Genomic DNA, 25,165 nt, shown 5'->3' on the forward strand with positions numbered 1-25,165 from the left:
CGGCCTCGGTCGCCACCATCACCTGCGTGCGCCTGCGGTACAGGTCCATCATCCAGTCCTTTTTCCCACGGTTCATCCCGCCGCGGTAGGGGACGGCGATCAGCCCGTGCTCCTGGAAAAAGCGGAGGAGGTATTCCTGCGTCTGGCGGTACTCGGTGAATACGATGACTTTATCGCCGATCTCCTCGATGAGCTTCATCGTCGCTTCGGCCTTCGTGTTCGCCTTGACGTTGCGAATGAACTCGACGAGCTCCCAGATTTTCGGGCGGCGCGGAGAGTCTTCGGGCGTTTTTTTGAACAGGTTGACGAGCGTCAGAAATACCGCGTCGCGACTCGAGCATACTTCGCGCTGCAGCGTGACGAGCGACAGCATGCTGGACATGTCGACGCCTTCGACGGTCGCGTTCTCCCGGACGTAGCGGGTGACGGCCTCGTACAGCGCTTGCTCCTCGGGCGACAGCCGCAGCGGCACGTTGGCCACGAAGCGCTTCGTGAACTCGACACCGCCGTCGGTGCGGCGGTTGCGGATCATGACCTGGCCGAGCGCCTCCTGCAGCTTGTCTTCGTTTTTGGCGACCCGCTTGCCGGCGACGTAGTTCGCGGAGAAGTCGCCTTCGCCGCCGAGCTGGCCGGGCTTGAGCAGGGTGATCAGGTTATACAGCTCGTTCATGTCGTTTTGCACGGGCGTCGCCGTCAGCAGCAGGCAATATTTCTTTCGGATGTCGCTGACGAATTGGTAGTTCCCGGTCTTCTTGTTCTTGAGCTTGTGCGCCTCGTCGATGACGAGCATGTCGTATTCGGTATCGAGCAGCAGCTCGCGGTGCGGGTCGCGCTTGGCCGTGTCGATCGAGGCGACGACGATATCGTTGTTCCAGTGATAAGCCTTCTTCTGCGCGATGGCGGGAATGCCGAATTTGCCGTTCAGCTCGCGCACCCACTGCAGGACGAGCGATGCCGGCACGAGGATGAGCGCTCGCTTCACGAGCCCGCGGACCATGTACTCCTTCAGGATCAATCCGGCTTCGATCGTCTTGCCGAGACCGACTTCGTCTGCGAGAATCGCTCTGCCCCGCATCTCGTGAAGGACGCGCCGGGCCGTATCCTCCTGATGGGGAAGCGGCGTGAGGCCGGGCAGCACCCGCATGCATTGCAGTTCGTGGAAGTCGGTGACTAGCTGCGCTTCCTCGGCTTCCCACGACATCTTGTACAGCGACCAGTCGTCCCACGGCCCTCCGCGGTCGGCTCTGCGCTCGAGTTCTTCGAACGCGGCGCGGTCGACGTGCAGGTCGACGAGCGGATGCAGCTTGCGGACGTTGCGTGCAGCTTCCTCAGACGCGGCGGCGGCATTCGCCGTTCTGCTGCCGGAAGGGAGGGCGTTCGGCTGCATGCTGGCCGGCGTCGCGCCTTCGTCCGGCGCGAGGGAAGGGGCGATGCTGACGGCGATTTTGACTTCGGCCTCGGAGCCGTGGGGATGATGGAATGGGGGACGCAGACGCTTCTCCTCCTCTTGGGTCTATTCTTCTAGTATGAGCAAGCGCGCGTTTTTCATAACCTCCGTACGTCACCTAATCAGGCGCGTTCGGCAGCTCGCGCCGGATGCCCGAATTTTTTGGGACATTTGTCGCAATTGACGGATGAGCCTCTCGAATATCTATATTTCGTAGCGTATAATGGGTAAAGTCGCAATATATTGTGTCCTATGAGGAGAGTGGCGAAGTGAGCGTCCAATTGAATAACGGCGGGGCGAACAAGTCCGCAGGCCGTCGTCTCGAAGGTTTGAGCGAGAAAATTTTCCTCGATCGGTACGCATGGAAAAACGCCGATACGAACGCGGTCAAGGTCGGCGACACGGTGCTGGCGCTGACGAAGGACGATCCGAAGTTCCCGGCCAAGGAAGTCGGCGAGGTTGTCGCACGGGACGGCAAGCGGGTGACCGTGCGCACGCGCGCGGGCGATCTGGTCGAGACGTCGCCGGAAAAGCTGACGCTGACGATCGAGCAGACGCCGGAGGAAATGTGGGACCGGCTGGCGGGCGCGATGGCGTCCGTCGAAGCGCCGGAGCGTCAGGAAACGTGGCGCGAGCGCTTCCGCTGGCTGCTCGACGACTGGAAGCTCGTGCCGGGCGGCCGCATCGCGGCGGGAGCCGGCGCCAGCGACGAGCTGACGCTGTTCAACTGCTACGTTATTCCGTCGCCGAAGGACAGCCGAGGCGGCATCATGGAGACGCTGACCGAGATGACCGAGATCATGTCGCGCGGCGGCGGCGTCGGCATCAATCTGTCGTCGCTGCGTCCGCGCCGGTCGATCGTGCGCGGGGTGAACGGCTCCTCAAGCGGCGCCGTGTCGTGGGGCGGCCTGTTCAGCTACACGACCGGATTGATCGAACAGGGCGGCAGCCGGCGCGGCGCGCTCATGCTCATGATGAACGACTGGCATCCAGACGTCGTCGATTTCATCACGGTTAAGCAGACGATGGGGCAGGTTACGAACGCCAATTTGTCGGTTTGCGTGAGCAACGGCTTCATGAAGGCGGTCAAAGAGGACCTGGACTGGGAGCTCGTGTTCCCCGACACGTCCGACGCCGAGTACGACGCGCTGTGGGACGGCGATCTGGACAAGTGGAAGTCGCTCGGCAAGCAGGTTATCCCGTACCGCACCGTCCGCGCGCGCGAAGTGTGGCGCACGATCATCGAGTCCGCCTGGAAATCGGCCGAGCCGGGCGTCGTGTTTATGGAGTATTACAATCAGATGTCGAACAGCTGGTACTTTAATCCTATAATTTGCACTAATCCATGCGGAGAACAAGGGCTTCCGGCATGGGGTGTTTGTAACCTGTCGGCCGTCAATCTGTCCCGCTTCTACGACGAAGCGAAGCATGACGTCGCCTGGGAAGAGCTTGGACGGGTCGTCCGATATTCGACGCGATTCCTCGACAACGTCATCGACAAGACGCCTTATCACTTCCCGGAAAATGAGGCGAATCAGAAGCTCGAACGCCGCGTCGGTCTCGGCACGATGGGACTCGCGGAGCTGATGATCCGGCTCGAGATCCGTTACGGCAGCCCGGAGAGCCTCGCGTTCCTCGACAAGCTGTACGGCTTTATGGCGAAGGAGGCATACCTGGCCTCCACGGAGATCGCAGCTGAGAAAGGTTCGTTCCCGGCATTCGATGCGGAGCCGTTCCTGCAAAGCGGCTTCATGAAAAACATGATCGAGACGTATCCGGAGGTCGGCGCGGCGGTGCGCGAGCGCGGCATGCGCAACGTCACCGTGCTGACGCAGGCGCCGACGGGCTCGACCGGCACGATGGTCGGAACGTCGACGGGCATCGAACCGTACTTCGCGTTCGAGTTCTTCCGGCAGAGCCGGCTCGGCTACGACAAGCAGCTCGTGCCGATCGCGCAGGAGTGGCAGGACGCGCATCCCGGCGAGCAGCTGCCGGCGTGGTTCGTGACCGCGATGGATCTGTCCGCGAAGGATCATATCCGCGCGCAGGCCGCGATCCAGCGCTGGGTGGACAGCTCGATCTCCAAGACGGCGAACTGTCCGTCCGACTTCACGGTTGAGGAGACGGCGGAGCTGTACGAGCTCGCGTTCGAGCTGGGCTGCAAGGGCGTCACGATCTACCGCGACGGCAGCCGCGACGTGCAGGTGCTGAGCACGACGAAGGATGAAAAAAAGGACGAGAAAAAGGAAGAGGGCAAGGACGATGCGGCGCCGATCGCCGAAGCGGTAGCGGCGGTGCAAGCCGTACTGCCGGCGACGTCGGCTCAAGCGGCGCCTAGCGCGCCGGCAACATCGGTTGTGCCTGTCGTGTCGGCGCCGGCCGACAAAGCCTACAAGAGCCGCCCGAAAATTCTGCGTGGGGCGACGTACAAGTTCAATACGCCGTTCGGCATGGCGTATATTACGGTCAACGACCTCGATGGCACGCCTGGCGAGATCTTCCTTAACGTAGGCAAGGCAGGCTCCGACGTATTCGCGATGGCCGAAGCGCTCGGCCGCGTCTGCTCGCTGTTCCTGCGGTACGGCGACCACGGCGACAAGGTCCAGCTGCTCGTCAAGCACCTCAAGGGCATCGGCGGCTCCGGCGCCGTCGGCTTCGGTCCGAACCGCGACGAGTCGATCGCGGACGCCGTCGCCAAAGCGCTCGAGCTGCACGCCGGCATGCTGGCCGAAGAAGCCGCTGCATCCGAGGCGCTGGACGACGCTTCAAGCGGCAGTGCAGCGGGTTCGATCGCAGCGACCGCGATTCCCGCGCCGGCGGCTTACGGCTACGGCAAGTCCGGCCACACCTCGACGGACCTGTGCCCGTCCTGCGGCTCCGCGTCGCTCATCAACGTCGAGGGCTGCAAGACGTGCACGAACTGCGGATACAGCAAGTGCAGCTAACCGATGACTGGCGATACAGATAATCGGGCAAGTAGGGATAGAAAAATTGGAAGAAAGCGCAGTGGATACCAATCTACTAGCGGCGCTGACTATTGAGTCTTCCGGCTTTACCCTGAATGGTACTGGACCCTATCTCGCACGCAGTTACGAACTGCTGGGGAACATGCTAGGGATCATTCAAAAATTCCGTGGCACCGGGAAAATGACGGGTTTTCTGCAAGAGAACACGCTGGGATGCACTTTGCCTTTTTCCCAATATGATCTGAACATAACCTATTCAACCAGGCAAGAAGGGAAACCGATATCCGGTGGAATCGTCATCGAGCTCTCGGATTATGAAATTATATTTAGGTATTGGATTTAGTGTTGAGTTCCTTCCGAAAAACCGAGAAACGTGTAAAGTCGGATATATTAGAATTGGAGAAGGAACTTTCGATCAGAATGAATAGGTACGGGAACGCGTCTTGAATGGTGATGAGGCGTACTTAAAAGTCGCAAGTCAACCAGCCTCCCTCTTCGTTGAGAAATGTACAAATATAATTAATGCAGGTATAACCCAGTTTTAATTAAAACGTTCCATTTTGAAACCTCATGTGCGCTTAAATTCCGCACATGGGGTGTTTTGATATGAGGAATAGAGCCATTTCTATTTTAATCAACCCAGTTTGATCGAAATAAAATGGAGAACGCTCCACCAATTCTTTTTGGAAGGTGAGTCGTAAGCGAAATGAAACTGGTTAAAAATGAAGTAAGTAGGGACGCTACCATGAAGGTGAATATAAAACTGATTTTGAAATATAATATACTGCCTATTCCCAAGCCTAATAATGCTAAGTACTGTACCATGTCGGGAAGTTATGTCGAAAGATTCTTGAACGAAAATAACAGCTCGTAAATAAAAAATAAATCAGATATCGTAATAAGAAAAATAAGCAACATGTCCAAAAATTTCGAATGAACAAGGTGATTATTCCGACCAAAAGCGTGAGAACAAGAGAATATAAGATTCATGCATCAATTCTATCCCGGATTTACCTTGGTACCAAGGAAGCAAAAGACTGGTTCCGTAGACGAGCAAACTGACAATACTTATGGAATCGATTTTGCGCAACACTTTTATTATAAAACTTTTCATAGTGATGAAAATGAACAGGCCAGCCAGATAAACCGACTGGCCTGTTAAAGACTGTTTACTGAACGACTTTACGGAGTGGTTCAGCTTGGCACTTGAGAAGCGATTGCCTCCTACATCTATCTTGGGCAGTATTCGAACAAGCCACTTAGGGAAGTACCAGGCGGATTTACCAAGCAGTGTCATGGCTGCCGGTACAATCATGAGTCTTACGATAAAAGCGTCGAAGAAAATGCCGAAAGCCAGAGCGAGACCCATCGATTTTTCCATTGTATCCTCAGCGAAAATAAAGCTCGCGAATACGGACACCATAATTAAGCCTGCAGCCGTAACGATTTTACCACTGTTTTTAAGACCAAAGAAGTAATCTGGCAGGTTGAGGATTCTATATTCGTATGAGAGCTAGTAGCGAAGATCGCTTCCCGCATATTCCATGGTAATCGGATTAAAATACATCTTAATGTTTCCCAGCAAGCCATCCAACTCTGTGCTAAATTGAACGGATACAACAAGTTCTAGTTTTTTGTTTCGGTCCAACGGCTGCTCGACGTTTTCTCCAGCTTCCAGGACTACGATGGCTTTCTCCATCGGAGTTGTCAAAGTTTTCTTTTCCTTATCAGACAGACGATTCCAAGCCAGCTCGCGGTACTGTTTTTCCTCTTTAACTTTGTCATAGTGGTAGACATAGTAGTACCAGCTGCCGCCAAGATCCGTATAGTTTTTTACGTAACTAAATTTTGATGGATCATCTTTAAGCAATTCCGGTAGGTTGATATAGATGATGCCTTGTCGAAACAAGCCAGGTTCTTCTTCGATTAAAATATCAATGGTTTTAGTAGGGTCATCGTTTAAGGAGGAAATCTCTTTTATTACATCTTCTTGGAATAGCTGTTGAGCGAATGACTGAATAGCGGGGTCTTTAATCTTGATGATGTTGTAATCTTGATGAAGAATGACAGGGCGGGACTGGAAAACACTTTCATTCTCGAGAATGTAGTTGCCCATTTCTTCTATGTTCTCACGTCTCTTTTGAAAATATTTTAGCACATCCGCCTCAGGATGTTTTATTACTTCGGTAATATTCAAGGGGATGATTAGATCGCTCACGTTTACTTGCTCCTTGCCATTGCTTTCACAACCGCTTGCCGTAAGGACAAAACAGATCAGGATCGGAATAATTTTTACCGACAATTTTTTCATAATGATCCCTCCGATCAATTGTTGTTTATTCGCTTGAAATATACATGCACAACACTCAAAAGTCCTTTGGTAGGGGATCTACTTTGAATAATAAATGAAAGAAAGATGCAGCTAACAACGGTCGTAACTTTAAAAGGAAAGCCGCAATACAGCGGCTTTCCTTTTAAAGTTATTCAATATCCTTGATTTTCCTCTTCACTTCATCGTATGCTTCGTTTTTTAAATTCGCAAATTCTTTTGTGCTGTCGAACATAGGTATGACTTTATTGTCTGCATTAACTTTTAAATAACCTGCGACAGGATGAACGTCGATGTATCTACCTATTGGTTCGCTGAAAGCCAAGTTAAAGATTAATTCATCGCTGATTTTCAATTCCGGGCGGAGATTTATTTCATCCTCCCTAATAAACAATATGATTTCCTTATCTTCAAGTTGCCCTTTTATTACATCTGTGACTGAAATGGTATAGTTTGTTCCCGAACGAATATGAGTTGATTTTCCGCCCTGCGCATCGACTGCTGTCCTCTCGGGAGTTCCTTCTATTAATTGGACTTCTTCTTGTACATTTTCCGCTTTAACAATTTCTCCTTTGACAATCAAAGGGGAATGATCAACTAATTCCTTCAAGCTTTGGGGATTCCTAATTTGAATTAACCTTCCGCTTGCAGTTTCAACAATTTGGGATTCTACTGCGGGCTCTTCTGCCGCCTTGGTTTTATTTCCCGAAAGCTCAACGCTGCTATAGACAGTGACCGCCAGAACGGTACAGGCTATTAAAAGGTATTTTTTCATAAGGTGTGTTCCTTTCCTTGGATTAATATCCATACATATTTTTAACATCGTTTACTTCATGATTCTGGGGGAGGTAGCTCGTCCCGACATTAGTAAAATACGTATAACTCATTATTGAAGGATCTGTATTCGGATTAGCCGGCGAGTAATCAGATAAATGAGAATGACCTAAAGCAAGAACATGTCCGAGTTCATGGCTCATAGTAAACCGATAAGTATAAGCTGTTCCTGAATTAGGACTTGGATTTAAATAAATGTTTGCCCCTTTTAGCTGTTTGGTAGAGGCATTCGCAGTAGCGTATGAAGTAATAGATGAACCATTAGTATCATATAATTCTGTAACTCCTAATGTTTCAGTAAAAAAACCATCGGGGTACATAGTGTCCCAATATTGCTGAGTAGTAGTGACCATATAAGTATTTGGCACTTGTGATGCGCTGGCGGTTGTAACTTCCACAGGAACCGCAGAAGAGTGCCAAGCCGTCCGAGCATCCTCATAGTATGTTGCCCAAGATCCGGATAGACTTTGTTGGTTAATCATTACTTTTAGTCGTCCAGTGCTCGTGTTTTTTGGAGTCCATCTGAGTGGAATCGTGCTGATCGTCGAGCCACTTTTTACATAGTAAATTTCGTGAGCAAAAGAATTTGCACTAGTTAAGAACGCAAAGATTGAAAACATAGACAGCGTAAATGTTAATTTTTTTTTCATTATAAGGACACTTCCTTTGCGTCAATAGTAACTTATTAAAAATGGCTTGTTTTCATACCTTTCAAAAGGAAATATTAGATTGCTCATTAAAAATTCTTGAAACAGAAGAGCGCTAAAGGCCTATGATCTCATCACATCACCTTCCTTTGGGATAAGTTAGATATCCACCCAAAGTAGTAAATTATGTATAAATTTTTGGATATAGATAAATTGTACTATTTTCTAGATATGTAAAAATATTTATTGTAGATGTAAAATGATGAACCATACTTATTTATCAAGATTTACTTTACTTGGCCAATTGTCCTATACGAATGAGTTAACATCCCTTTAAAGAAATCGATTTATGAGTATAACCTTATCAAAGAATGATTTGATACTTATAGTCTGTAGACAATATTTCACTACAACCTTATTATGAAATTCCCAATTACTCGTATGTGATACATATATCTAGTATACAATAAATTACACAATATTTAAAATATGTAAATTTGATTCGAGTTATCTTCTTGCTAAAATAATACTCAAACTGATGAGGAATTACTGATTTTAGTTCATAAGCAGGGTGGAACGATAGTCGGAGTCTAAGGTGGATCTACGCCTACTTTCCAGGATGTCAAAATTCAATGACAGAGAGCCGTTGGCGAGTTTGAAACTCGCCAGCGGCTGTTTTAGCGGAAGGAGTTCGCTGCGACCGAATCTTGTGCATCATTTTAAAGCAGCAGATATTATGTGTGGCGTGGTGAATCCACTGCAAGTGAATCGGACGAAAGAACTCGACGACAATTCTCCGACGAAGAATGACGTTAAAGACGCACGCGTCATTGCCCAACTGGTCAATGACGGACGGTACGCCGTACCCAGCCTGCCGCAGGACGTTGAGATATTTGTTTTTGTGGGAACGCAAATGCCTCAGATGACTGCAAGTATAGAAAGGCGTAGTAAGATTCAAAATTTTGTTTAGAGGATTTTGGTGAGTGAAAGCCTCGATCAATTCTGATCGAGGTTTTTTGCGCAGTTTTTAATCATCACGAGTACCCTAACTTACGGCGGAATACCACCGTACTTATTTGCCGAAAACAGAAGTTATAAATAACTGACAATTTAAGAGACGATAAGTTAGTATTATGACATTTAATGATACAGCATATGTCATTTTGATCTTACAATAGCCGGGTAAAAGGCATTTATTTAATGACAAAAGAAGATACAGCGGACACAAGCAAGTGAGGAGATCCGGACGCGGGCGAGCAAGGCGAGGGGATGGCCATGGCCGGCCTGATCTGCGGGATTATCGGGGCGGTGGTTTACTTTGCCTTGATCGTGCTCATGATTATCGGTTTCGTCGACGCAGACGACTACTATAATTACAGCGACTTTTCCAACGTGATTATAGGAACATAGGCTGCGCGCCGGCCACAACTTTCTCTGAAAAAGCATACGGCGAATGGGCTGTCCGTCGGTCATGCAACATGACCGAAAAGACAGCCCATATATTATGATGTATACGCAACTGGAAAGTCTTAAATCCCCTTTCAACATTGATCGAGGCTTTTTACGTTAAAATATGATACAAAAGCAATGTCAGCGAAACGTAAATTTGGAAGTGTGCCATATGTCGAAGTGCGACGACGCGCGTAATGGCTTCAAGCTCCTGGTATGTGAAGGATGCCACGATTTGAAGATGGTGTCCTGCAGGTGTTAGGGACGGTTTTGCACACTGCTCCTGCGGGGAAACCGAAGAGTGGAGCCGGTTGCTCATGGATGACGTGCTGCAGGTTCATCATCTTCATGTGGTTTTACGATTGATGAGGGGCTGTGGGATGTTTTTTTGTGGAGCGTGAGTATAGTAGCAATGCTCTGTTGCGGTTGGACTTCATTTTCATTGACTGCTTCAAACGTTATTGCGCAGTATAGCCCCCATCAAGCAAGACGGCCTGACCGGTAACTCCCTTGGCTTTCTCGCTGGCGAGGAACAGGGCATAATCCGCAATCTCGCCCACTTCCAGGAATCGGCGCTGCGGAACAAGCGGGAAAATGACTTCTTCCAGCACTTTCTCCACGGGTATGCTGCGGGCAGCGGCCAAATCTTGCAGCTGTCCACGCACCAAAGGCGTATCGACATAACCCGGACATAACGCGTTAACCGTAATGCCGAACGGGGCTGCTTCCAGTGCCGCTACTTTGGTTAAGCCGATGACCCCATGCTTGGCGCTATTGTAAGCCGCTTTGCCCGGGAAACCGACAATTCCGTTAATCGAAGCAATATTGAGAATGCGTCCGTAGTTCCGTTGCTTCATAAGGGGGAGGGTGTGTTTGATGGCGATGAAGGGCGCAGTCAGCATAATCTTGATCATGAGCTCGAACTTTTCAGTCGGAAAATCCTCGATTGGCGCGACGTGCTGCATGCCTGCATTGTTGACAAAAATGTCCAATCGGCCATACAGGGATGCCGTTTGTTCGATGAGTTCGATGATGTCCTTTTCCACCGTCATGTCCGCTTGAATAGCAACCGCTCTGCAGCCGGACTCGGCTAATTCCCGTACGGCTACTTCAAGTACAGGGCCGTTGCGATCCGAAAGAACGACCGTTGCGCCTTGCCGGGCAAAGCGCTCGGCAATATTCAGTCCGATACCTTGGGCGGCACCGGTGACGATAACAACGCGATTCGTGTAAATGGTCCTCACCTTTTCCGCGGAAGTCGTTAAACCAGCTCACTAATAGGCATTCATCAGCAGCGTTTCGGACATCAGCAGCGGCGGCTCCGTTGCGCCACGGATATCCTCGATCGAGCAGCCTTCGGCGACCTCGACCAGAAGCAGGCCTTCAGCCGTAACATCAATAACCGCCCGGTCGGTAATGATCCGATTCACAACTTGCTTGCCGGTCAAGGGCAGGCTGCAATGGTTAAGGATTTTGGGCTGACCTGCCTTGTTGACATGGTCCATAATGACTACGATCCTCTTCGCGCCGTGTACCAGGTCCATCGCTCCTCCCATGCCCTTGACCAACTTGCCGGGAATCGACCAATTGGCCAGATCTCCGACTGCGGACACTTCCATGCCGCCCAGAATAGCCAGATCGGTATGCCCGCCCCGTATCATGGCGGACGAATCGGCACTGCTGAAATAAGCTGCACCGGTCATAGCGGTGACGGTTTCTTTGCCGGCATTAATCAAGTCGGGGTCGACGCGATCCGGCGACGGATAGGGGCCGATGCCGAGTAGACCGTTCTCGGACTGCAGCACGACTTGTTTGTCCGGCGAGATATAATTGGCAACCAGGGTGGGGATGCCGATTCCGAGATTGACATAATAGCCGTCAAGAAGTTCCTTTTCCGCGCGCCTGGCAATTCGTTCGCGAATGGACATCGGTTCGCTCAATTCTCCGTTCTCCTCCTTGGCCAATCAACGTGTCGTTAGCCGCTCAATTCGCTTCTCCTGTTTCCCTACAATGATTTGCTGTACGTAAACGCCCGGTGTGTCAATGGATTCCGGATGCAGATCGCCCGTTTCAAACAACTGCTCCACCTCCGCGATCGTGACCTTGCCTGCGGTCGCCATCATCGGATTGAAGTTGCGGGCCGTCTTGTTATAGATGAGATTTCCCATCCGATCTGCGCGTGCCGCACGAACGAGGCTGAAATCAGCGGTTAAAGCGTGCTCAAGAATATATTCCTTGCCGCCGAAGACGCGGGTTTCGCGTCCGTCGGCTAACGGAGTTCCGACCCCGGCAGGCGTGTAGAATGCCGGTATGCCGGCGCCTCCCGCTCTAATTCTCTCGGCAAGCGTGCCTTGCGGGACAAGTTCGGCTTCAATTTCGCCGCTTAATACCTGACGCTCGAACTCTTTGTTCTCACCGACATAGGAGGCGATGACCCGCTTAATCTGCTTGTTGCGGAGGAGCAATCCCAGTCCCCAATCGTCGACCCCGCAATTATTGGAAATCACGGTTAAATTGCGAGTGCCGCGGTCAGCCAGCGCGACAAGCAACTGCTCCGGAATGCCCACCAAGCCGAAGCCCCCGACCATGAGCGTCGCGCCGTCCGGAATGCGGCTGACGGCATCTTGAAAGGAAAGCAGTATTTGTTTCATCGCGCGATCGTCTCCCTTCGCATCGTTAAATGGCCTCGACAACGGTCGCAATCCCTTGACCGCCACCGATACAGAGCGAGGCTAACCCGTATCGGGAGCCGCGGCGCCTTAACTCGTGAAGCATCGTAACCAGCACACGGGCGCCGCTCGCGCCGATCGGATGACCCAGGGCGATGGCACCACCGTTAACGTTAAAGATCTCCGAATCAACATCGAAATGCCTGGTAAAGGCCAAAGACTGCGCGGCGAATGCTTCGTTCACCTCAAGCAGGCTGATATCGGCCATGCTTAGACTGGCTTTCTCGAGCGCGCGCTGCGAAGCGGGAACCGGACCGATTCCCATCATGGCGGGATCGACGCCCGCAGAAGCGTGAGAGCGAACGATGGCGAGAGGCTTCACACCAAGCGCCGCGGCCCTGCGTTCGGACATAATGACTAACGCCGCTGCGCCGTCGTTGATTCCGGAAGAGTTGCCGGCCGTAACGATTCCGTCTGGCTTGAATGCCGGACGCAGCTTGGCAAGCGCTTCTAGCGTCGTATCCGGGCGCGGGTACTCATCCGCGGCCGCGGTCAGCGATGCGCCTTTTTTCTGCGGAATGTCCACGCTGACGATCTCGTCGGTGAACCGTCCGGCTGAGACGGCTTCGGAGGCTTTCCTCTGGCTGTCCACCGCAAAGCGATCTAGCTCTTCGCGCTTAAATCCATATTTCTCGCAAATCTTCTCGGCTGTGATTCCCATATGGTAGTCGTTCGTTGCGCACCAGAGCCCATCCCGGATCATCGAATCAGTAACGGTCTGATCTCCCATCCGGTAACCGGAGCGGGCGCCTTGCAGCAGATATGGAGCCAAGCTCATATTCTCCATGCCGCCGGCTACGACGATGTCGCTGTCACCGCAAATAATGGCGTTATAAGCCAAGCTGACCGCCTTCATTCCCGACCCGCACACTTTGTTGATCGTCATCGCGGTGCATTCTACGGGTAACCCGGCGGTTAGCGCGGCTTGGCGGGCCGGATTCTGGCCCAGTCCTGCCTGCAGGACATTGCCCATGATGACTTCATCCACTTGCGCGGGGTCGATCCCCGCACGGCGGATCGCTTCGGCAATGGCGACGGCTCCCAGCGTGACGGCCGAAACGTCCTTGAACATCCCGTTGAAGTTACCGACCGGGGTCCGGACCGCGCTTGCGATCACCACGTTATTCGTAGTCACTGGGGAGGTCCCTCCGTATTCTTATTCGTTTTTAACGAGATCAGCTTTTGCAGATTGCTATGCAGTTCCTCGGCCGTTCCGACAGGATCCTCGTAGCTGTAATAACCTTGGCCGCTTTTGATGCCGAGATGGTCTTCTGCGGTTCTCGTCAAAATGGATTCCGGTTCATCCGTGCTCACGCTGAGCTTGGGGAAGAGATGCCCGGTTACCTTGGACCAAATATCGAGCCCGCCCAAATCCGCAATCTCGAACGGCCCATTGAATGCCCAACGCAGACCGAGTCCTTCCTTGACGGCCGTATCGATCTGTTCGACGTCGGCAACTCCGTTTTCCAGCAGGTAGCATGCTTCCCTCATCAATGCCGCTTGCAAGCGATTGGCTATAAATCCAGGAACGTCCTTGTTAAGTACGATCGGGGCTTTCCCGCATACGCGCATCAGCTCAACGATTTCCTCCATGTCCGCAGGAGAGGTTGTGGGCAATCCCACGATCTCGACCAGGGGAATAAGATGCGCCGGGTTGAAAAAATGGGTGATGACCATCCTGTCGGCGAACGGCTGTCCTTCTGCCAGCGTTTCGAGCGCAAAGGTGGAGGTGTTGGAGACAACGATGGTCTGTTCCTTAATGATCCGTGCCAATCGACCGTACACGTCCCGCTTGATCGTCAGCTGCTCAGGAACGGCTTCCACGATCAGGTCGGCGTCTGTAACCGCTTTCTCAAGTTCGCTGAAAAAGAGGACTGCGCAATGTTCATCGGCTCTCTCCAGCGAGAGCAGCTTCTCCCTGGCGGAAGGCAGCAAAGCTGCATTCGGTTCATACAACGATACGGCGAAGCCGTGGGTGGCGAAAAGATGGGCGATCCCGATCCCCATTGTGCCGGCTCCCAGGACAGCGATGCTCTTGATCATGAAATGGCCTCCTCATCGAACGCCAAGACCGTATGATGCAGGTCCTATATTCTTATTTTACAATCGATATTTTTATAGGTAAAATACATATATAGAATATTATATATGCAATTTATCTATATAAAGGTGAGAATGCTATGGATTTACGGCAATTAAGTTATTTTATGGCGGTGGCTAGTCATGCCAGCTTCTCCAAGGCTAGCGAATCTATTCATCTCTCTCAGCCTACGCTGAGCAAAATGGTAAAAAACCTGGAGGAGGAGCTAGGCGTCGTGCTGCTCAACCGCTCCACGCGGAAAGTCGTGTTAACGGAAGCGGGGAAAGTCGTGCAGACGCATTCCCAGACGATATTGAATGCGATGCAGAACCTGCTGTCGGCGGTAGCGGATTTGACAGAGATGAGGAAGGGGCGATTCACCTTGGGACTGCCACCGGTAATCGGGGCAAGCTTCTTCCCCAAGGTGATCTCCGATTTCCATCAACTGTACCCGGATATCCACATTCAGCTTGTCGAGGAGGGAGGCAAGAGGATCGAACAGCTGCTGCTGGAGGGTGCGATAGATTTGGGCGTGGTCGTGCTGCCGGTTGACGAGAGGCTGTTCGAGATCGTGCCGGTTGTGGAGAGACATTTAAATCTGGTTGTTCCCCTGTCACATAAATTGTCGGGGAGGGAGAAGGTACTGCTGACCGATCTTCGGGACGAATCGTTCATTCTCTTCCATCAGGAATTCAACCTGCATGATCGGGTGAAGGAAGCGTGCGTCCGCGAAGGGTTCGAGCCGAGGGTTGCCTACGAAAGTACGCAGTGGGATTTCATCTATGAGCTGGTATGCGCAGGTGAAGGGATATCGTTGCTTCCGGAGACGATCTGCGCGAAGTTCGATCCGGGCATGGTTAAGGTCATCCACCTGATCGAGCCTGATATACGTTGGGATCTGGGGATCATATGGAAGAAGGACGGCTATGTGTCCCATGCGGCGCAAGGATGGATCAGTTTTGCTCAGCAGGTATTCGGAAGGGCTGGAAGGTAGGCATTTAATTATCGCGAGCCGGTGGATGACCACCGGCCATTGGATAATGACAATCCCGCTTTGAAAAGCGGGATTGTTCGATCAGTTGGAACCAACATTGTACAACGAACGGCACAGGCACGATGAGCGAAGCGCGGTGGACGGAGCTGCAGTGGGTCATTCCCGTTATGCGCGCTCTTTGAGCAGCGCTTTAATATCCTTCACGATGCGTTCGTTATCCATGTCCATCCCCATCTTATAGACACGCCGAATTCTTTGTTTTCGGTCAATCAGAATGAGGGAGGTCGCGTTATGTACGAATTGGCCGTCTCCAAAGTTTTGCACGTCTGCGCCGTATTGGCCGGCAACATCGGCCGTTTCCGTTTCTTCGCCGCGTAGCAGTACCCAGCCTGATAGATCCATTTTCATTTTGGCCGCATAGTTCCGGAGCACTTCCGGCGTATCCCGTTTGGGATCGAACGTAACGGCGATCATCTTCATCTCCTCTCCGAACATCCCCTGTTTCTTCAGTTCATTTTGAATGAGCACCATGTTGTAGCTCGTGGCCGGGCAAATGTCCGGGCAACTGGTGAACATGAATTCCATCAATCGCACCTTACCGTCCAGGCTGTCGGAGCTGAAGGGCTGACCGTTCAAATCCTGCAGCGAAAACTTGGGAGCGGCGCCCACCACGCGAAGCCCGTTGTCCGGATGCAGCCTGTTGTACCCAATATAAGCGACTAGAACAAGCAGTGTGGTGCACAAAACCATAGGGAATAGGTATCTTCGAATTCGATCGGACATCCCGATGCTCCTCTCGATATAATCGACATCATTCTAACACCGGCATGCTGTACGAACTATGACTCGAAAGGGTCAATTCTTCGGATTTACAAATATTGCGACTCTTTAAGAGTATGATTTGTTATTCTGATCGAGTTTACACAGCTGAATCAAATATATTGCGTTATATATTCTTACGTAAAATAAAAGTAATCATCGGTTTTTTACGATAATTTCCTTTAAATTTAAAAATCACGTCATATTTTATGACTGATAGCGCTTTACTTTTTATTTAATTTTCAGAAACCTATTGAAATCTGATTTTTCGTGTATTAAAATGAAAACAGAAATTGCGTAAACGTTTTTACAAAATACATCGAGTATTTAAAAGGAATAGCGTATTAAAAGAAAGTGTATTCGTAAAAACGTTATTACTTCTTTCGGAAATTGGGGGGCGCCGTGTCGAATCGGAATATCACGATCAAAGACGTAGCCAAGCAAGCCAACGTATCCGTAGCCACCGTATCCCGGGTCATCAACGGACTGGACCGCGTGAGCGACGCTACCCGCAAGCGGGTGCTCAAGATCATACAAGAGCTCAACTTCGTGCCGAATACGATGGCCGCCTCGATGGTAAACAAAAAGACGAAGATGCTCTCCGTCGTCGTGCCCGATATTCAGAATCCCTTTTACACGGCGGTGATCGAAGGCACGGTAGAGGTGGCGAAGCGGGAAGGATTCTTTACGCTGGTGCTCTCGACCAACGGAGACGAGACCGAGGAAGAAGAGTTTCTGGAGAGCTTCCTGGGGAAAAACGTGGACGGCATTATTATGATCGGCAGCCACAAGGAGGCGGATTTTTACCGGAGAATTCAGAAGCCGACCATCCTCGTGGACCGATATTTCAACGACTGCGGTTTTGACGGCGTGATGATCGACAACTACCGCGGGGCGTACGAGGCGATTAAGCATTTTATCGAGTTCGGGCACGAACGGATTGCCATCGTCGACGGCGAGCACGACTTCAACGACGGGAAGGACCGTTTCTGGGGTTATCAGCAAGCGATGCTGGAGAGCGGACTTAAGCCGGATCCCGATCTCCATAAGCAGGGCCGCTGGGCGGAGGATGAGGGCTACCGGATGACCACCGAGCTGCTGCAATCCAAGAAGCCTCCAACGGCCATCTTCGCCGCCAACAACGTACTGTGCAAAGGCGCCATCCGGGCCATCCGTGATCTGAATCTGGAGTTGGGGGAGGATATCTCGCTGATCGGCTTCGACGAGAACGAGCTGGCGCAATTCGTAAAGCCGCAGGTAACGGTCGTACGCAGACCGACCAGGGAGATGGGCGTGCAGGCGACGGAACTGCTCGTTCGCAAGATTAGAGACGCATCGCAGGAGCAGGGCAATCCCATGCGTGTCGTGCTTAGCGTAGAACTGCTCAAACGAGGCTCCGTCAAAAAAATGTAGTAAACCGTGCTAGGATGCCGGCGGCGGCTACGCGAGCGATGGCAGCTTATTTGACTGCGAAGCTGTCCGCTCGCAAGGCAATGCCCGACGAACACTCCCCGCTATTTTTCAAGAAAATCGCATTGCTGCACCCAAAGACTTTGATGCATTAACGCTGAGTCTTGTTAAACATACGCAAAATCAGCCTTACGCAAGCCCTGAATAACCCTATCGACCGATAGAGGGAGGGAGTTATCATGGATCAGCCGGTTCTGACGATGGAAGGAATCAGCAAGGAATTTCCCGGCGTGAAGGCTTTGTCCAACGTTCGATTCGAACTTTATCCGGGCGAGGTTCATGCTCTGATGGGCGAGAACGATGCCGGTCAATAGACACTCATGAAGATTCTCTCCGGGGTGTACCAAGCGACGGAGGGCGTGATCCGCCTGAAGGGCAAGGAGGTCGCGTTCGGCAGCCCGCTCGACGCCCAGAAGCAGGGCGTATCGATCATCCACCAGGAATTCAACTTGTTCGCCAACCTGTCCGCAGCCGAGAACATCTTCATTGATCGTCCGGAGATGGTCGGCAGGCTCGGGCGGATCCGATGGTCGAAGCTGAACGCCGAGGCGCAGCGGCTCGTCGACTCGATCGGCGGCGGTGAGATCGACGTTCGCCGCGAAGTCCGCCACCTGGGCGTGCACAGCCAGCAGGTGATCGAGATCGCCAAGGCGCTTTCCTTTAAGGCCGATGTGCTGATCATGGACGAGCCTTCGGCGGCGCTGCCCGAAAATGAAGTGCAAAAGATGTTCGACGTTGTGAAGCGGCTGAAGGCGCAAGGCGTCGCGATCGTATACGTCTCGCACCGGATGAAGGAAATATTCGAGATCGCGGACAAGGTGACCGTGCTCCGCGACGGCGCCTGGATCGATACCCGGCGCATCGAAGAGGTCACGGAGCAAAGCCTGATTCAGATGATGGTCGGCAAGGAAGTGAATCAGCTCTACCCGGTCCGCGATCAGGAGCCCGGCGACGAACGGGTGCTGGAGGTCAGGCAGCTATCGCTGGACGCGGCCCACGCCGTGTCGTTCGAGCTGCGCAAAGGCGAGATTCTGGGACTGTTCGGCTTGCCGGGCTCGGGTTCCCATACGATCGCCGAGCGGCTGTTCGGTCTGAAGCGGGGAACGGGCGACGTTCTCGTAGGCGGTGCGCCGGTGCGAATCCGCCGTCCCGCGGACGCCAAGGCGAAGCGCATCGCCTATGTGCCGCCGGATCGTCACCGCCAGGGCATCATCAAGCCGATGACCATCCGCCAGAATCTCTCGCTTCCGCTGCTGCCCGAGCTTTCGAAGGGCCCGCTGTTGGACGGGAAACGGATCGAACAGGTGAGCCGGGAATATGTGGACAAGCTGCGGATCAAGGCGCCAAGCGATGAGCAGAGCGTCGACTTCCTGAGCGGCGGCAATCAGCAGAAGGACGTCATCGGCAAGTGGCTGGCGGCCCGGCCGGAGATTCTTATTCTCGAAGAGCCGACCCGCGGCGACGACGTGGGCGCCAAGGCGGAGATCTACGGCATCATACACCAGCTGGCGCAAGAGGGCTTAAGCATTCTGCTGATCTCTTCGGAGATGCCCGAGGTGATCGGGCTCAGCGATCGCATTCTCGTTCTGTACAAGGGCGAGATCGTGCACGAGTTCGCCCGCGGGGAGGCCGACCAGGAGCAGCTGCTCGGACGCGCTTCGCATCCGCGCGCTGCGGAAGGAGGCTTCTCATGAAGCGGATCGCCAATATTCACGAAGCGCCCATTATCCTATTCACTTTGATCGTTATTGCCTTGTTTTCAAGCTTGTCCCCGGATTTCCTCCAGTTTGACAACGCCAGGCTTATATTGGATCAGAACATTTCCTCCTTCATCGTTGCGATCGGCATGACCATGGTTATTTTGCTGGGCGGCATGGACCTGTCCGTCGGCTCCGTGCTGGCGCTTACCGCCACCTCCGTGGGCGTCTTCCTCAATCACGGGATGCATCCGTGGCTCGCAGCGCTGCTGGGCGTCTGCATCGGCGTCCTGTGCGGGGCCGTGAACGGCTACTTTATCGCCAAGTGGAAAATTCCGGACATCATCGTGACGCTGGCGACTATGTATATTTTCCGCGGCATCGCGGTCGGCATCAGCGGCGGCACATGGATGACCAACTTCCCCGAAGGCTTCCGTTACTTCGGCCAAGGCGAGCTGTTCGGCGCGTCCTTCCCGCTGCTCGTTGCAATCGTATTGATCGCCATCTTCATCTACGTGATGAGATTTACCCGAAGCGGGCGCAAGATTTATGCGATCGGCGGAAACGGTTCCGCCGCCAAGCTGGCAGGCATCAACGTCGCCCGGACGAAGTTCACCGTTTACGTGTGGACGGGCATGCTGGTCGGCATCGCCGCGGTGATCTTCGCATCGAAGGTAGGGAGCGTACAAGCCTCGACGGCCGGGAGCAGTCTGTCCTTCGAAGTGATGGCAGCCGTGCTCATCGGCGGCGGCAGCATCTTTGGCGGCGTCGGTACGGTGGCGGGTACGATGATCGGCGTTCTGTTCATGGGCATGATCAAAAACGGCTTGATCATCTCCAAGATCTCGCCTTTTTGGGTAGATGCCACGACCGGATTTCTGATTATTCTGGCAATTGTCATCAATACGTTGCAGCGAATCAGACAAAACAAAAGCAAAGAGGGTGATCTGCTATGAGCGAACGGACGATTCGGCTCCCGTTCAGGCAGAACAAGCTGCTGGTCCAGCTCTTCCTGCTGCTCTTCATTCTCGTCCTGTTCAGCTTCCTCTCCCCCTATTTTTTTACCGTCACGAACTTTATGAACGTGTTCAATCAAATGGTCGAGGTCGGCTTGATCGCGATCCCGATGACGATGATCGTCATCTCGGGCGCGATGGATCTCTCGGTCGGCTCGATCCTCGGCTTCTCGGCCGTCTGCATGGGTATCGCATTCGAGCATGGCCTGAACATCTGGGCCAGCGTCGTCGTCGCGCTCGTCGCGGGACTGCTGTGCGGCGCGGTCAACGGTTACCTGATCGCCCGGCACCGCATGCAGGCGATCGTGGTGACGATCGGGATGCTGGTCATGCTGCGAGGCCTTGTGTACGTGTTCAATGAGGGCAGGCCGATTAGCGGGTACCCGGACAGCTTTTATTTCCTCGGCCAGGAGTATGTCGCAGGCGTTCCGTTTAACGCGATTTTCCTTGCGCTCCTGTTCTTGCTGGCCAACTTCGTCATGAAGCGCACAAGGTTCGGCACATACGTGTACGGCATTGGCAACAACGAAGAAGCGGTTCACTACTCCGGGATTTCCGTCGTGCGAACGCGAATGATCTTGTTCCTGCTCAGCGGCTTGTTCTCGGCTACGGCTGGTGTCTTCCTGGTGTCGCGTCTGGCAAGCGCGGAAGCGACATCAGGTACCAATATAGAGCTGGATGTCCTCACAGCTACATTGATAGGCGGCACGCATATTTTCGGAGGGAGGGGGAGCTTGTCGGGGACGTTCGTCGGGCTGCTGATCATCGTTTTCCTGCGCAATGGCTTGAATCTGCTGGGGGTATCGGTACTCTATCAGGCGGTTATCCTGGGCGCTTTACTGCTCATCGCTGTAGGCAACAAATCATTTAAAGGGAGGTCTTTTCAATGAAAAAAGTAATTTTGACCGTACTCACAGGCGTTATGGCACTAAGCTTGGCGGCATGCGGCAACAACAACGGCAACAACGGCAACGGCGGCGGCAGTCAAGCGGCGCCGGCCGCCAGCGGGAGCGCGTCCGCCGGCTCGTCCTCCGCATCCCGGACGTACTTCATTAATCCGAAGTCCATCGGTCCGGCCTATTGGGCGGCCGCTCAGAAGGGAGCCGAGCAGGCAGCCGGCGATCTGAACGTCAAGGTCGTCTACAACGCGCCGACCGAAGCCGACTCCGCCAAGCAAATCAACATGATTCAAGACATGCTGACGCGCAAGGTGGACGGCATCGGCGTATCGCCGAACGACGCGAAGGCTGTCGGTCCGATCTTCAAGAAGGCGCTCGGGCAGGACGTCAAGATCGTGACCTGGGACAGCGACGCACCCGAGACGGACCGTCAATATTATGTCGCTCCGGACACCGACAAGACCGTAGGCGAGCTGCTGGCCAAGACGATCGGCGACGAGATCGGCGGCAAGGGCAAAGTGGCCTTCATGGTCGCAGGACTCGGCTCGGAAAATCAAATCGCCAAGTCGGACGCGGCCAAGGCATACTTCGCGGCGAACTATCCGGACATCGAGGTGGTGACGACCGTCTCCAGCGACGACGATCAGCAGAAGGCCTACGCCAACGCGCAAAATCTGATCAAGACTTACCCGGATCTGAACGGCATCATCGGCTTCGCGGGCGGCGAGCCGCCGGCAGCGGCCGAAGTCGTCGAGCAGGCGGTCAAAGCAGGCACCTTGAAGGCAGGCCAGGTTGCGATTACGGGCATCGCCGTGCCGAGCGTCGTCAAAAACTATATCAAAAACGGCACGATCAAGACGGACATCATCTGGGATCCGGGTAAGCTGGCCTACACGACGGTCTATGTGCTCGATCAGCTGGCGCAAGGCAAGGAGATCACGGACGGCATGGACATTCCGACGGTCGGCAAGGTGATCGTGGACGGCAAAAACGTCTTCATCGGCACGCTTCAGGTGACCAAGGATAACGTGGACAGCTTCGGTTTCTAATTGCGCTTTTGTATTGAAAGATTGCTTTGAAAGATCTTTGGGAGGTTCATTTCATGCAGCATCAATTGCAAATTCAGGAGCTGACGCCGCAGGCGTTCGCTCCCTATGGCAAAGTGATCGATCTGCCCGGCGGCGCCCCTTCCAAGACCGGGGACGGCTGGGACTGCTGGAGCTATGTCCAGATGCTCGATGCGAACGTGCCGATCGGCTTCGGCCTGGTCGTTACCAGGCGGCGCGAGCTGGTCGTGGCTGCGATGGAGCGGCATGTCAGCCGCGAGGAGCTGCTGCTCACGTTCGACCGGGAGATTATCCAGCCTGTGGCGCGATGCGCCGACATCGACGATCCGGAAGAGAGGCCGGACCCCGCTACGGCGATGTGCTTCAAAATAAAACCCGGTCAAGCGATCGTGATCGGCCGCGGCGTCTGGCACAGCCCGGCGTATGCGGCCGGGGACGACGCCCGGTATCTGTTCGGCATCGAGAAAAAAGCCGACAAGTTCGGCGACGAGATGGTGAATCCGTGGGTGAATTTTCAAAACGACGACACGATTCGCTTCGGCTAACCCGGAAGGAGCAACAGCATGATTGACAGAGAAGGTATGAATCAGGAACAGCGCATCATGCAGTGGATCGACGGGCACCGGGAGGAGATTCTGACCTTTCTGCAGCAGCTCATTCGCATTCCCAGCGTCAACCCGTGGTTTTTCGACGAACCGGCGCCTTCGAAGGAAAAGGAGCTTCAGCAATTTTTGCTCGAAAAACTGTCCGGGCTCGGTGCGAGCACCGAGCTGTGGGAGCCAGTCGCGGACGAGCTGAAGCAGTATGAAGGAATGGCCGGATACTATCCGGGCAGAGACTTTGCAGGCCGGCCCAATCTGGCGGCGACTTTCGAACCCGATGCGAAGGGCAAGTCGCTGCTGCTATTCGGCCATATCGACGTCGTCATGGCGGGGAGCAAGTGGACCGTCGACCCGTTCGAAGGCGTCATCCAGGACGGCAAAATGTACGGCCGCGGCACGGTCGATATGAAAGGCGGCGTCGCCGCGATGATCATGGCGGTCGAAGCGGTCCTCCGCAGCGGCTTCAAACCGAAGGGTTCCGTGGTCGTCGGGACGGTCGTGGACGAAGAAGCCGGCGGCATGGGCGCGCTGGACTTCATTCATCATGGCTATCGGGCCGACGCCTGTATCTTGACCGAGCCGACCTCGCTCACGATCGCTCCGCTGTGCAGAGGCATATTGTGGGGCAAGATCAAGGTGCAGGGCCGCAGCGGACATATCGAGATGCCGCAGGCGGACTGGAAGGACGGCGGCGCGGTCGACGCGATCAAAAAGGCGCGGTATGTGCTGGGCAAGCTCGACAGTCTGAACGAAGACTGGGCGGTGCGCAAGACGCATCCGTACCTGTCGATCCCGTGCCAGGTGCATGTCGCGCAGCTGAACGCCGGCGAGTATCCGACTTCGTTTGCGAACGAAGCGGAGATTGTGTTTAATGCGCAGTATTTGCCGTCCGAACGCGACGAGAAGCTGGTTGGCGGCAACGTGAAGAAGGAGCTGACGGCATTTCTCGCCGCGGCGGCGAAGGAGGACCCATGGCTGAGCGAGCATCCGCCGGAGATCGAGTGGCTGGTGGACGCCGACTGCGCGGAGACCGATGCCGCTCATCCTTTCGTGCAGACCTGCGTCAGCTCGTTGAAGGCGATCGGCGAAGAAGGGAAGATCGAAGGGCTGGGCTTCCATACGGACATGGGCTGGCCGGTCAACGTCGGCATTCCGACGGTCAACTTCGGTCCGGGCGATCCGAGCCTGGCTCATCACAGCGACGAATTCACGCCGGTGGAGGAAGTGATTCAGGCCGTCAAAATGATCGCGAAAACGATCGTCGACTGGTGCGGCGTCGAAGAGGCATGAGCATTCGATCCGGCGCTGGCGCGGAAGCTGCAGCTAGATCAAACTTTGGAGGTTAAGGCCATCATGAAAATTTTGTTCGTCGGCGAATCCTGGATCGTCCATATGATCCATACGAAGGGCTACGACAGCTTCACCTCGACCAAGTACGAGGAAGGCGCGACCTATCTGCTGTCGTGCCTGCGGGACAACGGCATCGACGTCACCTATATGCCGGCGCATGAAGTGCAGGTGCGGTTCCCGCAGTCGCTTGCGGAGCTCAAAGCCTATGACGCCATCGTGCTGAGCGACGTCGGCGCGAATACGTTTCTGCTGCAAAATGCGACCTTTTACCAGATGCAGGTCGTTCCGAACGCGCTCGAGCTCATTAAGCAGTTCGTGGCCGAAGGCGGCGGTCTGCTGATGGTCGGGGGCTACCTGACCTTCATGGGCATCGAGGGCAAGGCCAATTACAAAAACACGGTGCTGGCCGACGTGCTGCCGGTCGTCATGGCGGACGGGGACGACCGCGCGGAAATGCCGAGCGGCGTCGCGCCTGTCGCGACCGCGTCGCATCCGCTGACGGACGGGCTGGGCGAGTGGCCGAAGCTGCTCGGCTACAATCGGCTGACCGCCAAGCCGGACGCGGAGCAGCTGCTCGCTCACGGCGACGACGCGATCCTGACCGTCGGCACCTTTGGCGCCGGCAAGACGGCGGCGTTCGCCAGCGACTGCTCGCCGCACTGGGGCTCGCTGGAATTCATGAACTGGGCGCATTATCCCGCATTCTGGTCCAATCTGATCCGGTATTTGAAATAAAATGCCGCCTTCCGAAAACAGAAAAGAGCCATTCT

At 53.9% G+C, this 25,165-nt stretch carries 24 protein-coding genes and 2 pseudogenes; 15 read left to right on the forward strand and 11 right to left on the reverse strand.

Annotated elements, in window-relative coordinates; genetic code table 11:
- A partial coding sequence (locus tag KVT38_RS14300) for a DEAD/DEAH box helicase (RefSeq protein WP_217594407.1) occupies nt 1-1,387 on the reverse strand: 1,387 nt, incomplete at its 3' end.
- A gap of 329 nt (nt 1,388-1,716) precedes the next feature.
- Here KVT38_RS14300 and KVT38_RS14305 point away from each other — a divergent pair.
- A complete protein-coding gene (locus tag KVT38_RS14305; protein WP_368859097.1) occupies nt 1,717-4,392 on the forward strand; it encodes an adenosylcobalamin-dependent ribonucleoside-diphosphate reductase in 2,676 nt (891 codons plus the stop codon).
- A gap of 61 nt (nt 4,393-4,453) precedes the next feature.
- Nucleotides 4,454-4,756 (forward strand): DUF5597 domain-containing protein, encoded by a 303-nt coding sequence (locus KVT38_RS35190; protein ID WP_217594408.1) that lies wholly within the window; start codon nt 4,454-4,456, stop codon nt 4,754-4,756.
- A gap of 603 nt (nt 4,757-5,359) precedes the next feature.
- Here the strand turns inward: KVT38_RS35190 and KVT38_RS34770 are convergent.
- The 4 genes from KVT38_RS34770 to KVT38_RS14330 form a co-directional block, all read right to left on the reverse strand.
- Nucleotides 5,360-5,908: an MMPL family transporter gene (locus KVT38_RS34770; protein ID WP_368859099.1), complete on the reverse strand. Its 549-nt coding sequence runs from the start codon at nt 5,906-5,908 to the stop codon at nt 5,360-5,362.
- Nucleotides 5,909-5,926: 18 nt separating this feature from the next.
- Nucleotides 5,927-6,724: a hypothetical protein gene (locus KVT38_RS14320; RefSeq protein ID WP_217594409.1), complete on the reverse strand. Its 798-nt coding sequence runs from the start codon at nt 6,722-6,724 to the stop codon at nt 5,927-5,929.
- A 169-nt stretch (nt 6,725-6,893) separates the two neighbouring features.
- The gene (locus tag KVT38_RS14325) at nt 6,894-7,517 is read right to left on the reverse strand and encodes a hypothetical protein (protein ID WP_217594410.1); all 624 of its coding nucleotides are present in this window, start codon (nt 7,515-7,517) and stop codon (nt 6,894-6,896) included.
- 22 nt (nt 7,518-7,539) lie between these two features.
- Nucleotides 7,540-8,226: a zinc metalloprotease gene (locus tag KVT38_RS14330; RefSeq protein ID WP_217594411.1), complete on the reverse strand. Its 687-nt coding sequence runs from the start codon at nt 8,224-8,226 to the stop codon at nt 7,540-7,542.
- Nucleotides 8,227-8,926: 700 nt separating this feature from the next.
- Here KVT38_RS14330 and KVT38_RS35195 point away from each other — a divergent pair.
- From KVT38_RS35195 to KVT38_RS35870, 3 genes and pseudogenes are all read left to right on the forward strand, one after another.
- Nucleotides 8,927-9,097 (forward strand): annotated as a pseudogene (locus tag KVT38_RS35195) (IS110 family transposase); the annotation flags it as partial.
- Nucleotides 9,098-9,498: 401 nt separating this feature from the next.
- Entirely contained in the window at nt 9,499-9,633 is a 135-nt protein-coding gene (locus KVT38_RS35200; protein ID WP_256454857.1) for a hypothetical protein, read from the forward strand.
- Between the two features lie 163 nt (nt 9,634-9,796).
- Nucleotides 9,797-10,063, forward strand: a pseudogene (locus KVT38_RS35870) (transposase zinc-binding domain-containing protein); the annotation flags it as partial.
- Nucleotides 10,064-10,130: 67 nt separating this feature from the next.
- On the opposite strand, the gene KVT38_RS14340 reads toward KVT38_RS35870, so the two are convergent.
- The 5 genes from KVT38_RS14340 to KVT38_RS14360 are packed head-to-tail and all read right to left on the reverse strand — an operon-like array spanning nt 10,131 to nt 14,444.
- Nucleotides 10,131-10,907, reverse strand: coding sequence for a 3-hydroxybutyrate dehydrogenase (locus KVT38_RS14340; RefSeq protein ID WP_217594485.1), 777 nt, complete (start codon nt 10,905-10,907; stop codon nt 10,131-10,133).
- A gap of 39 nt (nt 10,908-10,946) precedes the next feature.
- Nucleotides 10,947-11,600 (reverse strand): 3-oxoacid CoA-transferase subunit B, encoded by a 654-nt coding sequence (locus tag KVT38_RS14345; protein ID WP_217594486.1) that lies wholly within the window; start codon nt 11,598-11,600, stop codon nt 10,947-10,949.
- 36 nt (nt 11,601-11,636) lie between these two features.
- On the reverse strand, nt 11,637-12,323 hold the full coding sequence (locus KVT38_RS14350) for a CoA transferase subunit A (protein ID WP_217594412.1): 687 nt from the start codon (nt 12,321-12,323) through the stop codon (nt 11,637-11,639).
- A 25-nt stretch (nt 12,324-12,348) separates the two neighbouring features.
- Nucleotides 12,349-13,536 (reverse strand): acetyl-CoA C-acetyltransferase, encoded by a 1,188-nt coding sequence (locus KVT38_RS14355; protein WP_217594413.1) that lies wholly within the window; start codon nt 13,534-13,536, stop codon nt 12,349-12,351.
- The gene (locus KVT38_RS14360; protein ID WP_217594414.1) at nt 13,533-14,444 is read right to left on the reverse strand and encodes a 3-hydroxyacyl-CoA dehydrogenase family protein; all 912 of its coding nucleotides are present in this window, start codon (nt 14,442-14,444) and stop codon (nt 13,533-13,535) included. The genes KVT38_RS14355 and KVT38_RS14360 overlap by 4 nt, the downstream gene beginning before the upstream one ends.
- Before the next feature lie 137 nt (nt 14,445-14,581).
- Between KVT38_RS14360 and KVT38_RS14365 the strand changes: the two genes are divergently transcribed.
- Nucleotides 14,582-15,475, forward strand: coding sequence for a LysR family transcriptional regulator (locus KVT38_RS14365; RefSeq protein ID WP_217594415.1), 894 nt, complete (start codon nt 14,582-14,584; stop codon nt 15,473-15,475).
- A gap of 165 nt (nt 15,476-15,640) precedes the next feature.
- Here KVT38_RS14365 and KVT38_RS14370 read toward each other — a convergent pair whose 3' ends face one another.
- Nucleotides 15,641-16,225, reverse strand: a complete 585-nt coding sequence (locus KVT38_RS14370; RefSeq protein WP_217594416.1) for an SCO family protein — start codon at nt 16,223-16,225, stop codon at nt 15,641-15,643.
- Between the two features lie 471 nt (nt 16,226-16,696).
- Between KVT38_RS14370 and KVT38_RS14375 the strand changes: the two genes are divergently transcribed.
- The 9 genes from KVT38_RS14375 (at nt 16,697) to KVT38_RS14410 (ending at nt 25,130) form a co-directional block, all read left to right on the forward strand.
- Nucleotides 16,697-17,707 (forward strand): LacI family DNA-binding transcriptional regulator, encoded by a 1,011-nt coding sequence (locus KVT38_RS14375; protein WP_217594417.1) that lies wholly within the window; start codon nt 16,697-16,699, stop codon nt 17,705-17,707.
- Nucleotides 17,708-17,943: 236 nt separating this feature from the next.
- Complete coding sequence (locus KVT38_RS35205; RefSeq protein ID WP_256454858.1) at nt 17,944-18,078, forward strand: hypothetical protein; 135 nt, start codon at nt 17,944-17,946, stop codon at nt 18,076-18,078.
- Nucleotides 18,079-18,084: 6 nt separating this feature from the next.
- On the forward strand, nt 18,085-19,458 hold the full coding sequence (locus KVT38_RS14380) for a sugar ABC transporter ATP-binding protein (RefSeq protein ID WP_254639226.1): 1,374 nt from the start codon (nt 18,085-18,087) through the stop codon (nt 19,456-19,458).
- Nucleotides 19,455-20,417 (forward strand): ABC transporter permease, encoded by a 963-nt coding sequence (locus tag KVT38_RS14385; RefSeq protein ID WP_217594418.1) that lies wholly within the window; start codon nt 19,455-19,457, stop codon nt 20,415-20,417. The genes KVT38_RS14380 and KVT38_RS14385 overlap by 4 nt, the downstream gene beginning before the upstream one ends.
- Nucleotides 20,414-21,367, forward strand: a complete 954-nt coding sequence (locus tag KVT38_RS14390) for an ABC transporter permease (RefSeq protein ID WP_217594419.1) — start codon at nt 20,414-20,416, stop codon at nt 21,365-21,367. Before KVT38_RS14385 ends, KVT38_RS14390 begins: the two co-directional genes overlap by 4 nt.
- Entirely contained in the window at nt 21,364-22,425 is a 1,062-nt protein-coding gene (locus KVT38_RS14395; RefSeq protein WP_217594420.1) for an autoinducer 2 ABC transporter substrate-binding protein, read from the forward strand. Before KVT38_RS14390 ends, KVT38_RS14395 begins: the two co-directional genes overlap by 4 nt.
- Nucleotides 22,426-22,478: 53 nt before the next feature.
- On the forward strand, nt 22,479-22,988 hold the full coding sequence (locus KVT38_RS14400) for an ureidoglycolate lyase (protein ID WP_217594421.1): 510 nt from the start codon (nt 22,479-22,481) through the stop codon (nt 22,986-22,988).
- Between the two features lie 18 nt (nt 22,989-23,006).
- On the forward strand, nt 23,007-24,335 hold the full coding sequence (locus KVT38_RS14405) for an ArgE/DapE family deacylase (RefSeq protein ID WP_254639227.1): 1,329 nt from the start codon (nt 23,007-23,009) through the stop codon (nt 24,333-24,335).
- Nucleotides 24,336-24,398: 63 nt separating this feature from the next.
- Entirely contained in the window at nt 24,399-25,130 is a 732-nt protein-coding gene (locus KVT38_RS14410; RefSeq protein ID WP_217594422.1) for a glutamine amidotransferase, read from the forward strand.
- The last annotated feature ends 35 nt before the right edge of the window (nt 25,131-25,165 follow it).

Origin of the sequence: Cohnella sp. GbtcB17, from assembly GCF_019091135.1 — a bacterium.
In the GTDB taxonomy this organism is placed as follows: Bacteria; Bacillota; Bacilli; order Paenibacillales; family Paenibacillaceae; genus Cohnella.